General features: G+C 70.7%; 12 protein-coding genes. 2 read left to right on the plus strand and 10 right to left on the minus strand.

Annotated elements, in window-relative coordinates; genetic code table 11:
* The first annotated feature begins 90 nt into the window (after nt 1-90).
* Nucleotides 91-555 (plus strand): hypothetical protein, encoded by a 465-nt coding sequence (locus tag IEZ06_RS24630; RefSeq protein ID WP_189239055.1) that lies wholly within the window; start codon nt 91-93, stop codon nt 553-555.
* Entirely contained in the window at nt 552-935 is a 384-nt protein-coding gene (locus tag IEZ06_RS24635; protein WP_189239056.1) for a hypothetical protein, read from the plus strand. Before IEZ06_RS24630 ends, IEZ06_RS24635 begins: the two co-directional genes overlap by 4 nt.
* A gap of 147 nt (nt 936-1082) precedes the next feature.
* Here the strand turns inward: IEZ06_RS24635 and IEZ06_RS24640 are convergent, their stop codons facing one another.
* From IEZ06_RS24640 to IEZ06_RS24685, 10 genes are all read right to left on the minus strand, one after another.
* On the minus strand, nt 1083-1955 hold the full coding sequence (locus tag IEZ06_RS24640) for a restriction system modified-DNA reader domain-containing protein (protein ID WP_189239057.1): 873 nt from the start codon (nt 1953-1955) through the stop codon (nt 1083-1085).
* Between the two features lie 65 nt (nt 1956-2020).
* On the minus strand, nt 2021-2959 hold the full coding sequence (locus IEZ06_RS24645; protein ID WP_229798627.1) for a C40 family peptidase: 939 nt from the start codon (nt 2957-2959) through the stop codon (nt 2021-2023).
* A complete protein-coding gene (locus IEZ06_RS24650; protein ID WP_189239058.1) occupies nt 2956-3891 on the minus strand; it encodes a replication-relaxation family protein in 936 nt (311 codons plus the stop codon). The genes IEZ06_RS24645 and IEZ06_RS24650 overlap by 4 nt, the downstream gene beginning before the upstream one ends.
* Before the next feature lie 68 nt (nt 3892-3959).
* Nucleotides 3960-6404 (minus strand): type IV secretory system conjugative DNA transfer family protein, encoded by a 2445-nt coding sequence (locus tag IEZ06_RS24655; protein ID WP_189239059.1) that lies wholly within the window; start codon nt 6402-6404, stop codon nt 3960-3962.
* Nucleotides 6401-8185 (minus strand): VirB4 family type IV secretion system protein, encoded by a 1785-nt coding sequence (locus IEZ06_RS24660; RefSeq protein WP_229798628.1) that lies wholly within the window; start codon nt 8183-8185, stop codon nt 6401-6403. The genes IEZ06_RS24655 and IEZ06_RS24660 overlap by 4 nt, the downstream gene beginning before the upstream one ends.
* Complete coding sequence (locus tag IEZ06_RS24665; protein WP_189239060.1) at nt 8182-9129, minus strand: PrgI family protein; 948 nt, start codon at nt 9127-9129, stop codon at nt 8182-8184. The genes IEZ06_RS24660 and IEZ06_RS24665 overlap by 4 nt, the downstream gene beginning before the upstream one ends.
* Nucleotides 9126-10778: a TrbL/VirB6 family protein gene (locus IEZ06_RS24670; RefSeq protein ID WP_189239061.1), complete on the minus strand. Its 1653-nt coding sequence runs from the start codon at nt 10776-10778 to the stop codon at nt 9126-9128. Before IEZ06_RS24670 ends, IEZ06_RS24665 begins: the two co-directional genes overlap by 4 nt.
* 2 nt (nt 10779-10780) lie before the next feature.
* On the minus strand, nt 10781-11164 hold the full coding sequence (locus tag IEZ06_RS24675; protein WP_229798630.1) for a pilin: 384 nt from the start codon (nt 11162-11164) through the stop codon (nt 10781-10783).
* A 254-nt stretch (nt 11165-11418) separates the two neighbouring features.
* The gene (locus tag IEZ06_RS24680) at nt 11419-12213 is read right to left on the minus strand and encodes a hypothetical protein (RefSeq protein ID WP_189239062.1); all 795 of its coding nucleotides are present in this window, start codon (nt 12211-12213) and stop codon (nt 11419-11421) included.
* A 335-nt stretch (nt 12214-12548) separates the two neighbouring features.
* The gene (locus IEZ06_RS24685) at nt 12549-12881 is read right to left on the minus strand and encodes a hypothetical protein (protein ID WP_189239063.1); all 333 of its coding nucleotides are present in this window, start codon (nt 12879-12881) and stop codon (nt 12549-12551) included.
* Nucleotides 12882-13092 lie beyond the last annotated feature (211 nt).

Below are 13092 nucleotides of genomic sequence, written 5' to 3' on the forward strand. Positions count from 1 at the left end.
GTGAACGCGGCTCCGATGACCGCACCGTCCGCTCGGCGGTACCCCAAGCCGGGTTCACCACCCCGTCAACCTCGAAAGGAAAGGATCACCATGGATTCCTCTACCTCCACCGCCGTCCCCGGCGGGTTGGACGGCCAGCTCCTCCAAGCGGTCACCGCCGCCCGCCACGCCCACGAGGCGACCGCCGCCGAGCTGGTCGGTCGTGTCCACCAGGGACAGCGGCTCACCGTCCAGCACTTGTACGCCGCCGCCTACTCCCAGGCCCTGCGCACCTGGTGGAACCTGGTCGCCGTCCAGACCGGCAAGCACGGCTTGGACGCCGCCTGCGCGATCCAGAAGGTCCGCTCCTGGGTGCGCGGCCATCTCACCAACGGCCCCGGCCTGCCGATCCCCGAGCGCCTCACCGACCAGGTCCTGGCACACACGCTCTTCGAGCACGGCCTCGGTCACGTCCGGCGGGTCGCCGCCCGCGACTTCCTCGCCGACGCCGGAAGGCTTCTGCTGCTCGCGGAGACTCCGGCGGCCGGCACCTCCGAGAAGGAGGCCGCCAAGTGAGCCCCGAGCAGACGAGCCCCGGCAAGGTGAGCCCGGACGTGGAGATGTTCCAGCTCCTGGCCTGGAGATGGAACGTCACCACCGCCAAGTCCTACGCGGCGGGCCGTACTCCGGACAGGCAGCTCGACCCCGCCACCTGGGCGGGCCTGCTGTCCTTGATCGTCATCGACGAGCACCACGCCGAGGGTGTTGACCTGGCCGAACCGGTGATCGCCGTACCCGTGCCCGACGGCGGTGGCCCGCTGGTCATCGACGGCTGGCACCGCATCCACAAGGCCCTGACCACCGGCGTCGAGCGGCTCCCGGTCATCTTCCTCACGGCCGAGGAAGAGCTGGCCTGCCGCATCCACGGCGGCGAGAAGGGCTACGGCTGGCGATAGCGGCCCGGTGACGCAGGTGGTGTACCCCAGCCAGGGAAAGTGGCTGGGGTACACCTCCTGCACCACCGGACACGGCACGGCTCGCGGCCCAGAGACAACTGGAGCAGGCTACCGGCAAGCTTCACTGCGACCGGGCAGGCCGCCGGATCACTGGCTCGCGCTGGTCCGGCGCTGCCGCACCTGTTCACGCAGGGTGTACAGCTGCACTAGGCCTTCGTCGGTCACCAGGTACCAGAACTCCCAGCCATTCCAAGATCCTTTTCCGCATAGCTTGTTCGCTGCGTCCGAGACTGAGTCGGAGATCTGGTCCTTGACTGAGATCGTGCCGTCGGCGTTGATCTCCGCATGGCCGAGATCGAGACGGGTCCTGGAGACGATCCTCGCTCCGGGCGAGAGCAGGCCCTCGGTGATGAGGTCGATGAGCTCGACCCTCCCGCTAGAGCTGGACTTTCGTCGGCGCGATGTCTTCTGCTTCGTTGAGGTGGCGACCCCGTGCCCGAGGAGGTGGAGAAGACTGACGATCGGCTCGATGCTGGTCTCCAGCGCGGTCTGCTCGTGCCGGGGAAGCGTCTCGTCGTTCGGCCGGTTCCCGTTGTGCAGGCGCACGTGGGGAGAGGCATCAAGGAGGTCGTAGAGCCGCCCTTCGAGCCAGCCCGCCTGCGCCGAGTGGAAGCCGTACTCGGTGTCACGCCGGATCAGCACGGCTCGATACCAGTGATCCTTGTTGCGGAGGTGGTCGAGGACACGCGAGCGGAGCTTGCCGGGCGAGGCCTTTCCGACATACGCGCCCCAGATTCCTCCGTCGTCCGGCCGGTCCAGAAGGAGGTAGGCCCCGGGGACCTCCCAGGAGTCGTTCAGCGATCGGAGAAGGGGGCGGTCGGCGACGACCAGCCGTAGTGCGGTGTGCTCGACGACCACCTCTGACGGTCCGTACTCGGGGATGGGAACGAGAACCTTGAGCGGCAGCACATCACGGTCGTCCTTCACCTTGCCGTCCCTCCGACCAAGAACCGTATCCATGCCTTTGCGGAGCGTATCCGCTGCCTGCCCGATCTTGTCCGAAAGCCGGAGAGTTCTTCGCCAGCTCAGCCTGACGGATGCCCCACCCGCTCTGCTGCGGGCCGGGTGAAGCCGACCAGGTCGGGCCGCTGATACGGGGCGATCTTCACGAAGTCGCCGGTGCGGGGCGCGTGGATCATCCGGCCGCCGCCGATCACGATGCCCACGTGGCCGGGCCCGCTCGCCTCCATCCGGAAGAAGACCAGATCTCCGGGCTGCTCCTGGCCGGGCGGGACGGGTAGCCCGTGCCGCCACTGGTCGGCGGCGACGCGGGGGATGGTGATTCCGGCCGCCTGGTAGGCGCGCATGGTCAGCCCCGAGCAGTCGAAGGAGGCGGGTCCCTCGGCTCCCCACAGGTACGGCTTGCCGAGCTGGGCCTGGGCGTAGGCGATGACGGCGGCAGCCTGCTCGCCGGGGATGAGCGCGACGCAGGAGGCGGTGAGGGCGTCGACCGTCTGCTGAGCGAGCGGCTCCCAGCGGGCGTAGGCGTCGGGGAAGGCCGAGCGCTGTACGGCCTGGGCGGCGCGGGTCAGGGGTAGCTGCTCCCAGCCGGGCACCGCGATGAGACGGGTGTAGAACTGCCGGGCCGCGTAGCGCGGGTCGAGGATCTGTTCGGGTGTGCCCCAGCCTTGCGAGGGACGCTGCTGGAACAGCCCGAGGGAGTCGAGATGCCCGTAGGGGAGGTTGCGGAGCTGGGATTCCTGCAGGGCGGTGGCGACCGCGATCACGGCGGCACGGGCCGGGAGCCCGAGCTCCAGGCCGGTCTGCACGATGAGAGCGGCGTTCCCTCCCTGCTCGGCGTCCAAGCCCGCGACCGGGCCGCCCTTCTGCGTGCCGCTGCTGCCGGGGGTCGTCATCACGCAACCGAAGCCCCCGGAGGAGCCGGTGAAGATGCTGGCGGCTGCTGCGATGAAGACGGCGAACACAAGCAGGAGAAGGGCGGCGCCGGCCGCGGCGGACTTCACCTCGACTCGGCTCCCGATTCGAAGGACGCGTCGAGGGCATCACCTGACGCGCTGGCGTCGCGACGGTCGGGGGCGGCGCCGAGGGTGAGGTCGGGCCAGGCATCGGCGAGCTGCGCCAGCCGCAGCCGGGGACCGGGCGGGCCGACCGGTGCCCAGACCGGCCCGGCGGGGCCGTCGCCGACGCTGGTGTGGACGGCGGTGGCGACCGGCACGTCGGCCTCGCCGATGAGCTCGCGCAGATGGGTCTCGCGGGCGCGGCTGGGCAGCCACAGCAGCACCGGGGTGGTGATGGCGGTGGCTTCGGCCAGCTCGGCGTAGCCGGTCAGCTTGGCGGCGACCTTGGCCAGGGGTTCACTGCCGGTGTCGTGTTCGAGGAAGAAGTCGAGCTCGCGGCCGTTTTCGGCCCAGCGGCCGTAGGCGTCGGGCCGGGCCAGATCTCCCCAGAGCTGGGCGCAGCGGCGCTCGGGCCACCAGGCGCGGACCTCGGCGGCAGGGGAGTTGCGGGCGAAGTGGTGGAGATCGGCGAAGAAGTCGTTGACACCGATCTGGTGGCCGAGCCTGTTGGAGATCGAGATGGCCATGGCCACGTCGGGGTGGTAGCCGAGCTGGCTGACGGTGACGCCGTCCTTGGCCGCGAGGAGGGCGGCTCCGGCGCGGCCGAGGATCCAGTGAGAGGGGGCCGAGCCGCCGCCGTAGGCGGTCCAGGGCCGGAACCGGGTCACGGTGTGCAGCTTGTGCAGGATCCCGAGGCGGCGGCGGGTGGGTTGGGGCAGCGTGAAGAAGATCTTCTGGATCTGGTGGGTGGTCAGCACGCGGTGCTGGTGCAGGTGGCTGAGGATGTCGTAGTCGCGCGGGGTGAGGCGTGCGGCCAGCTCGACCAGCGCGGCGGTATCGAGGCGGGGCAGTCCGAGCGGGATGCGGGTTACCGGCATGCGTCATCTCCTGTTCGTCGGGCGGTGGACCGTTGCTTCCGGCGAAGTGATCGGTGCAGGGCGTGCGGTTACTGGCCCCGGTGGGCGGCGCGCGGGTCGTGCCCGGCGGCCTTGCGTTTGCGGCTCGTCCCGCCGGTCGGGGCCGGGATGGAGAAGCGCTCGCGGGACGCTTCCCGGATCGCCTTCTCCCGTCCGGCGGTGATGGGCGGTAGCGGCCGGGTGCGCAGGGTGAAGGCAGGGGTTTGCTGACCGGCGACCACAAGCCGGGCGGCGGCCTGGAACGCGCCCAGGTGGGTGAGGTCGTGCGAGGTGATCAAGGGGGCGGTGTGGGCCTTGAGGTCGCTCGCGTCCTTGGGTGAGGCCGCGAAATAGATCTTGTTGCGGGCGTCGGCGGACAGCGCCTCGCGCAGGTCGGCGGGGAGCTGGTCGAGATGCTGGTGGGCCAGGATCAACGAGAGCCGATATCCCCGGGCCTCGGCGAGCACGTCGTTGATGTGGCCGGGCAGGTTGAGGAAGTTGTGGCACTCGTCGATATAGAGCGCGGCATCGGCTCGCTTGGCCTCGGCGAGGCGAGCACGGCCGGTGGCGGCCTGCCAGGTGTGCGCGAGCAGCACCGAGCCGAACAGGCGGGCGGCGTCATCGCCGAGGATGCCCTTGGGCAGGCGGGCCAAGACCAGGCCGCCATCGTTCAGGAGCTGACCGATCGGCACGGTCGTGCTCGGGCTGGCCAGGGCATGGCGGATGAACGGGCGCAGCAGGACCGCGCGTAGCTTGTTCATCACCGGCCCGATCACGGTCGCCTGCCCGGCCGGGGTGAGGGCCTGGTAGGAGTCCCAGAAGCCGGCCAGCAGCTCGTCGTCCAGCCGGGCGGTGATGCGGGCGCGGAATCCGGAGTCGGTCAGCAGCCGGGGCACCTCGGCCAGCGTCGCCCGCTGCCCGAGCACTTTGGTCAAGGTCAGGCAGGTGGAGCGCAGCAGGTCGTCGACCCGCGGTCCCCAGGCCGAGGAGAAGCAGCGGTGGAAGATGGTGACGATCGAGTCGACCGCGAAGGCCGGATCAGGTCCGGCCAGTACGTTGATCGCCGGGGGGCGGGCGCGGTCCTGCGGGTCGAAGACCACCGTCTTGCCGATCGCCGAGGCGGGCAGGCGGGCAAGGACGTCGTTGATCAGGTCGCCTTTGGGATCGATGACCAGCGCGCCTCGGCCCGCTTCGGCGTCGGCGAGCACCATGTTGGCCAGCAGGGTGGATTTGCCGACCCCGGTCCCGCCGAGGATGTGCACGTGGTGGCGGGCGTCGGCGACGGGCATCACCACCGGCCGCGCAGGGCCGCTGTCGGCGTCCCCCAGGACGCGGACCGGCCCGGCGGCCGACCCGCGCGGCACGGCCGGGGACGGGGCGATCGGGCGGGCTCCGGCGCGGGTGATACCGGGGGCGTCGATGTCCCAGGGCAGGTGAGCGAGCGCCGCCAGCTCGCTCACCGACAACAGGAACCCCGCATCCAACCGGCGCGAGCCGACCAGTGAGGCGGGCCGTAGCAGGCGGCGCCTGCGCAGGTACTGGTGGCCGGAGGTAAACAGGGCGAAGGCCCCGGCCACGGTGTGGGCCTGGCCGCGCAGCCACCAGGCCACCGTCTCGCCGGTGGCGGTGGAGGCGACCGCATACCGGATGGCCACCTGGTAGCGGGGCTGGCCCGCCTTGGCCAAGATGGCGCGGACCTGCTCGGCCCGCTCCGGGAACATCCGCGCCAGCTCGCTGGGACGGTCATGGCCCGACATCGGGACAAGCTCGTCCAGCACCTGCCCGACCGGGCTGGCGGTTCTCGCTCCGCGCAGGGCCGCTGCCGCGCGGTGGCCACGCCGCAGGCGCCGTCCGGTGGTGGGTCGGGCCAGGATCTGCACCACGACCTGCTCACCGCTGCGCAGGCCGCTCATCGCGGTCAGCAGCGAGCGCACAGGGTCAGCGTGGTGATCGGCCTTGAGGGGGAGGTGCTCGGTCCTGCCCACGATCAGGCGTCCGCCCGTCACCCGGGCACCGGATGGGAAGGGCGGGCTCGCGGGCTGGGCGGTGACGGTGGCACCGGGCCAGGCCGCTTGTACGGCCTTCTCGACCAGCCCTGACGGGACGGTGCCGGGCACCCACAGGCGGATGCGGACGCCGGAGTCATCTGCGGCGTACTCCCAGGCCAGATGCGGCTGCCCGGTGGTGAGACGTGCCCAAGCCGGGCGCAGCAGCCCGACCAGTTGGCTCCAGAACACCACCGCGCCCTCGGGAGTGACCTGGGGCGGGCAGGAGATCTCTATCAGCCGGGCATCCGGCTCCAGCTCGGCGTGCCGCAGCCAGCCGATCAGGCGACGGACCAGCACGAGTACGGCCAGGCAGATGCTGACGGTGGCGGCGACGCGCCAGCCGTACGCGAGTAGGAGTTCCGGCAGCCGTAGCGGAAGCTCCCGAAGAAACCTGAGGAGGTTCTCGACGTCGTGCTCATCGAGATCACACAGCAGGCACGGGCTCACAGCGGGTCTCCGTCTTCTTCATCTGTGCTGCCGGGGAAGAAGCCGACCGGCGGCTCGGTCGCTTCCAGACGGGCCAGTTCGGCGGGGTCGCTGGTGATGAGCGCGGCTTCGGCGTCGGAGGCGGTGACCTGGAAGGCGACCCGGCTGGCCGGGCCGGCGACCATGAGCGCCTCGCCTCGCTCCGCGGTGAGCAGGAACTGCCGCTCACCTTCGGACAGGTTGAAGGCGTCCCCGACCGCACCGATCGCCTGCGGCGCCTGCCGGAGCAGGATCTGGCTCGCGGCATTCGCCACGATGGCCTGGCCGAGATCGGAGCCGAGCAGATCGGCGGCATCCTGGGTGATGACGGCGAGTCCGGCCCAGTGCTTGCGGGCGGCCTTGGCCATCCGGAACAGGAATCTGGCGCCCTCGGCCTCGCGCATGAGCAGCCACGCCTCATCCACCACTACGAGGCGCTTCCTGCGATCGCGGGGGTTGGCCACCCGCCGCCATATCGCGTCCAGCGCCAGCAGCGTGCCGACCGACTTGATCTCCTCGGGCAGGTCCCGCAGGGAGAAGACGATCAGATGCCCGGACGGGGCGGTGGTGGTCGGTCCGTCGAACAGCTCCCGATAGGAGCCGGTCACGTACGGGGCGAGCTGCGTGGCCAGCTCCGCCCCCGATGCGCTGGCGGCAAGCTGAGCGACGAGATCAGCCAGCAGCGGCGCGGGCCGACTCCACGTCTTCGGATCACGGGTGATGCCCACCGTCGCGTAGGTCGCGAGCACCGCCGCGTCCAACGCCGCGCGGGACTGCGCGGTGAGCGGAGTACCCAACATGGTGGCGATGAGAGTCTGCAGGAACAGCGCCCGCCGGGCGAGTACGTCATCGTGCGGGCCGTGACCGGCGGGCAGATCCAGCGGGTTCCACCGCACCCCGGCGGCCCCGAGCCGCAGGTAGGTGCCACCGACCGCGCGGGCCAGCCGGGCGTACTCGTCCTCGGGGTCGACGACGGCGACCTCGACGCCCTGGTACAGCAGCCGCAGCGTCTCCAGCTTGGTGAAGAAGCTCTTGCCGGCGCCGGAGCGGGCCAGGGTGACGGAGTTGTGGTTGTCCTGGGCGAAGCGGTCCCACAGCACCACCCCGGAGCCGCTCATGCCGTACAGCACGCTCGTCTCCCCGGCCGGTGCGGCCAGATCCGGGGAGGTGAAGGGGAACGCGGCGGCCAGCGCGGTGGTGTCGAAGCTGCGCCGCAGCCGCAGGGCGTCGGTGGCCAGCGGCAGGGACGTGACCCAGCCCTGCAGCGCGCGAAACGTCGTCGGCTGGGCGTCCAGCAGCAGAGAGGCGGCCAGCGCCTGGACCCGCTCGATCTCGGCAGCGAGGCCCTCTTGGGTGGCGGCGTGGACGGTGAGATACAACCCGACCGCGAACAGGCGGCCGTGGCCCCGGGCGAGACTGGCGGCCAGATCGGTGGCGTCATCGGCGGCGGCCTCGGTGGCGAAGTCGGCCAGCCGCCCGTGTTCGGCGTCGGAGCGGCTGGCCGACTCCAGGCGGGCGAGCTGGCGGCGCAGCCGCATCGCCGCCACGGCCTGCGGGATCGGCTCGATGTGCAGGGAGACGTCCAGGCGGCCCGGGTAGGTCAGCAGCGGCTCCAGCCAGCCCGCGCCCACCTCTCGCGGGTAGCCGACCACCGCGAACGAGGTAGCCACCCCGCCGGGGAAGGCCAGGGTCCGTGAGCCGATGCGCAGCGCACCGGGGTGCGCCATCGTGCTCGCGGCCGGTGGTGTTCGACGGAGTTTCACTGGTCCTCCTTGAAGGTGATCAGCTCGTCAGGCAGGGCGGCCTCGACCGGATGCCAGATGCCGGGATCGAGGCACTCGGTCAGCACCTGGCTGGCGGCGGAGGCATCCAGCACGGTCGCGGTCACCCCGAGCGCGGCCAGGGTTCGCTGGGCTTCGGCGGCCCGGCGCAGGACCACCGCGGCCGAGGCGTCTCGGGAAGGAGCACGGTGGCCTCGGACCACCGGCGGATCTCGCAAGACGATGAGGACCTGGCGGCACAGCAGATCCCGGGAAGTGTTGAGCTGATCCAGGAAGGCCAGGTGCTCGGCGGCGGCCTGCTCCAAGGCCGGATGCAGGAGGTTCGGTATCCGCCGCTCGATCGTCTCGATCAACCCGGTCAAGTCCACCGGCCGGGCGCGGATGAGGATCTGCGCGGGCGCGTCCAGGGAGTTGAGCCACCGGCCGAACGCCCCCACCAGCGCCGCCTGCTCCGCGGCCGTGCGCAGGTGAAACGACAAGGTGGAGGTCTCCACCAGCACCGCCGTGCCGCTGTCGGCCAGCTCCAGCGCCCCATCGGTGCGGATCGCCCGCACCGGCAGGCGCAGCGGGCTGGGCAGCTTGCCGCGCAGGCGACACCACCGAGGCGGAGGCAGGACACCCTCAGGCGCGGAGACCAGATTCTTGCCTGAGCGCAGGAAGAGCAGGGCGGCCAGGCCGAACCGGTCCAGGGTGAGCCCGTCCCGTCGTCCGAGAGCGAGCACAGCCCCGAGCGCGAGCAGCGGCAGCAGCACCGCCGCCAGGACCACAATCGGCAGCACCTGGTGGAAGGCGTAGTAAACGGCCGAGGCGAGCGCGCCGGTGACGGTGAGGATGATGATCTGCCGCCAGGTCATCCCGTAGGCGACCTTGTCCGGCCGGGCGATATCAGCGGGAATCCGGGCGACCAGCGGCTCAGCGTCGTTCATCGCTCACCTCGGTTCCTCAGGATGCGGCGGGGCGGGGGATCGAGCCGCAGGTGCAGCTGGCGGGGCCGGGCCGGACGGGTCGGCATGCCTGGCAGCCGGTCCTGCCGGTACGGCGGGCGCGGCCGGATCCACGGCCCCGTCGGCGGCGGTGGGGCCGACACGGGGGCCGTAGGGCGCGGCAGGCGGGTTACCGGGAACGGCAACGCCAACTGACGGCCCTGCCGCGCCGACGCCGATGACGGGGCGGCCGGTGGGATGCCCAGCGGGAGCTGCAGCTGCTGCGCGGTGCGGTTGCTTGCCGGACGCGGAGAGCCGGAGGCGTTCGCGGATCCGCCCGAAGGTGATGGGTTCATCGTCGGGGTTCCTCCAGAAGCATGCGGCCCACCTGGGGAGGGCCGTGGAGAAGGAGAGGACGGGGAGGAGGGACGCGGGCCGGTGCCCTTCGGACCGCGCCCACCCGCACCACCCGCAGGGCCGCCACGATGGGGCAATCGCCCTGATGCCTTGGCCGCGGTTCTGCTCTTGCGCAGGGCGCCGCCGATCGCGCCGAGGGTCTTGTAGACGACCACGGCCTTGACGATCCGCATCAGCAGCTGCGGTTTGGCCTGCTGCCAGATACTGCGGGCCACCCACCCGGGAATCTTGATCAGCACGTACATCAAGCCGATCAGGATCAGCACGTCCAGGGCGTCGGTGGTCGTGGTCTGGTTCGCTGTCGTGGTGACGCCGGCGGAGGTGAAGGCGTCCTGGGAGTCGGTCAGATGAACGGTGAAGGCGAGAATGAGCACCAGCGCTTGAAGCACCTGCATGGCCAGCACACCGATGAACCCACGCCACCACAGCTTCGCGATGCCCTCGGTCTGCGGGAGCGCGTGACACAGCAGGGCCAGCGGCGCGGCGATGATCAGGAACAGCAGCAGGGTGATGCGGATGATCGCGATGAACACCAGAATCGTGCCCATCAGCACGCTGACTCCGGCGATCACCACGAGGTAGAGCACGGTGCCGTCCGGGTCGCGCACGATGTCCAGCACCTTGCTCGCCAGCAGGTTCCCGGCCCGCTCGGCGTTGACTCCGTCCCCGAGCAGCCCGTGAACGAGTCCGTTGGCGAGCCGGACGGCGTACTCCGACACGGTCAGCGAGCCGTTGAGCAGGATCGCCGCCACCACCAGGCGCGGAGCGACCTCCTTGGCGGTGGTGGAGGTCTGCGCGCTGCCGTACGCCATGACGATGACCCCGCCCGCCAGCACGAACAGCACGAGCAGCGCGTTGGCCACCACGGTGACCTGTCCGGTCAGCTCCCGTACCCGCGACAGGATCGAGGGCGGCGGAGACGACAGCAGGGTCTGGGCCAGCAGGCTGAAGGCCGGGCTGATGGCATCGGTCACCAGATCGGTGAACCAGCCGTTGACCGCTTCGTTGATCTTGCAGCCGACATCCAGCAGGTCGCACTCGCCCTCCTGCGGCGGCGGGGACGGGGCGATCCAGCTCACCTGCGGCGACGGGCTCGGCACCGGCGTCGGAGCCGGGTCGGCGAACGCCGGGACGGTGATCCCGCCGAGCACGACGGCGACCACGGCGGCGATCGCCGCCAGGTAGCGGGCCGTGCTCGTCGGACTCGGCGTCCGGCTCGGCGGGTGGCAGGTCACCGTCAGGCTCCCACGATGCCCTGGAGGATGCTGACCAGCAGCGGGGCGAGGGCGGCGACGCCGTAGCCGATCCCGGCATAGCGCAGGGTCTTCTTGGCCGCCTCGACCTCGCCGGGGTCGCCTCCGGCCAGGATGTAGCGGATTCCGCCGATGGTCAGAAACAGCGTCGCCAGCCCGACCAGCAGGCCGACGATCACGTTGCGCAGGTTGTCGATGACCTGGTTGAGCGAGGACGGCGCGGCCAGCACCTCGCCGGCCGCGGGGACGGTGGGACTGGTGGCGGCGTGGGCCAAGCCCGCCTCGATGAGCACGCCGAGTGCCATAGCGACCGCTACGGCGGCGACGATCAGCAGGATCTTTCGCGGGGTCGTGGAGCGGGATGTCACTGCTGCCTCCCAAGAATGCCGATGAGCTGACGGGTAGGGCTGGAGGTCAGGGAGCGCGCTCGCCCCTCCGGCTCGGCTGGGGCCGGATGGGCGTCCTCCTTCGCGTGCGGGAAAGGTGCCGGTGCCGGTGCTGACAGGGACCGGTGGCCGGAGTGCGGCCCGGCGGAACGGTGAGGGGCGTGCGCGCTGCCCTTGCATCTGTGAAAAGACTTGGTCGCCGAGTCGTTTGGGGACATCGGCCGCCGGGATTTTGATCAGAAGCTGGACAACTCGCCGCTGATCAGCGCGGCGACCAGGCGTGCCTCGGCGCGCTGGCGGCGCTTGCGGGTGGTGACGTAGTCCAGGCCCTCGCGGCGGCAGTAGAGGCTCAGCGGGATGTTCTCCAGCCGGGTGACGCCGAGGATCTGCGCCATGTCGGCGGTGAGGATGCCCTGGCGGATCGCCCCGGCCAGCAGCAGGTCCACATGCCCGTCCGGGCAGGACAGCGGTTGCCCGGCAAGGTCGGGCTCGGCCGCGGCCTGCGGCTCCCTGTCCGGGTGCGTGCGCAGCACCGCGCACTGCGTCAGCCGGGCGAGCCGCAGCAGCGGATGCGTCCAGGCCAGGTTGACCCGCTCCAGGGCCTCCATGAAGCACGTCAGCACCTCGGCCTCGAGGTCTTCACGCTCCATGCGGAGCGTCTCGCTGAGGGTCTTGGTCAGGCGGCGCAGCAGCGGCATGGCCACGGCCACCGCCGCGACCATCCACGCACCCCGGTGGGTGCGGGCGTGAGTGATCAGGTGCCGCCAGACCTCGTCCCGGGTGGTCCGTCCGCAGGAGGGGTGCAGCAGGATCGCCCGCAGCTCATCGACCGGGATGGCTCGCGCGGGCAGGCCGTGGCCGAGTACGGCCCCGTCGACGGCCAGCGGCCGCGGTCCAGCCACCAGCAGGCGGAAAGCCTTCTCAGCAACGTCCAGCGGGAGCGACGAGCCGTCATTCGGATGCGAGGTGGAGACGAAGGAGGAACGGGTGGTGGAGTCGGCGGTGAGGGTGGAGCGGTCGGTGTGCGGCATGGCGGGCCCCCAGAGAGGTGGATCGGTGTGGACACCGCCTATGCCGCCAGGGGTCCGGTACAGGAACCGGACATCTTCGGTACGGACACCGTAGGAGGTAAGGAGCGGGAAAAGCCGTTATCGGCCCCCGGAAGAGGATTTGAGCTGCGAAAACGCGAGTGCAGCAGGAAAACGGCGAGGATGCGGCTCTGCTGGGCGCGGGTGTTCCGAAACGGTCTGGCCTGCGCAAACGATCCGGCCGGCTCGGATGGGTTCAAGTTTCGGCAAAGCGCTCTTTCGGGGCTTGTGCTGCACACCCGGCGCATTTCCACAGCCTGTGGACAGTGGAGGCTCGGTCACTCTCCCCGGCGCAGAAGCGCCGCTACCGCCTCGGCCGCCGAGCGATCGGCCAGTAGCCGGATCTCCTCGGGCGGCTGGCGGTCGTCGGCCACCAGCAGCCGCCCGTCGAAGGCGTGTGTCACGGTCTTCCAACCGAGTTCCCGCCCGGCCGTGCGAGCTGCCCGGCGCACCTGCTCAACCTCACCGAGCTCAGCGACTGTGTCGGCCTCCAGGATCAGCTGCCCGTAGAAGCCCCGGTACTGCGGCTTGAGTGATGCCTGCATCAGCACGCGCAGGTGAGCGACCAGCTTGCGGAACCGGCGATCGGCGAGATCGTCACGGGCGGGCATCCAGGCACGCACTCCCTTCGGTCACATCACGCGGCTCCGTCAGGGGCTTGAACTGCGATCCACGGTAGGCCCAGCGCGGGAACGGAGTGAAGGCCGGCCACTGGCCTGAACAGGTCACCGCCTGCTCGGTAACGGCGTCCGGACTCTGTCCGCCGCCTGTACGGGACCTGTACGAAAACGCGCTGACCTGCGCAGACATCGAGTGTTCGTG

Source organism: Planomonospora antibiotica (assembly GCF_014647955.1).
Classification (GTDB): domain Bacteria; phylum Actinomycetota; class Actinomycetes; order Streptosporangiales; family Streptosporangiaceae; genus Planomonospora; species Planomonospora parontospora.

Excerpts from the sequence above, each read along its gene's own strand:
- IEZ06_RS24650 (WP_189239058.1), bottom strand. The coding sequence starts at position 3,891 with ATGCCGGTAACCCGCATCCCGCTCGGACTGCCCCGCCTCGATACCGCC.
- IEZ06_RS24680 (WP_189239062.1), bottom strand. The coding sequence starts at position 12,213 with ATGCCGCACACCGACCGCTCCACCCTCACCGCCGACTCCACCACCCGT.
- IEZ06_RS24630 (WP_189239055.1), top strand. The coding sequence starts at position 91 with ATGGATTCCTCTACCTCCACCGCCGTCCCCGGCGGGTTGGACGGCCAG.
- IEZ06_RS24685 (WP_189239063.1), bottom strand. The coding sequence starts at position 12,881 with ATGCCCGCCCGTGACGATCTCGCCGATCGCCGGTTCCGCAAGCTGGTC.
- IEZ06_RS24640 (WP_189239057.1), bottom strand. The coding sequence starts at position 1,955 with ATGGATACGGTTCTTGGTCGGAGGGACGGCAAGGTGAAGGACGACCGT.
- IEZ06_RS24665 (WP_189239060.1), bottom strand. The coding sequence starts at position 9,129 with ATGAACGACGCTGAGCCGCTGGTCGCCCGGATTCCCGCTGATATCGCC.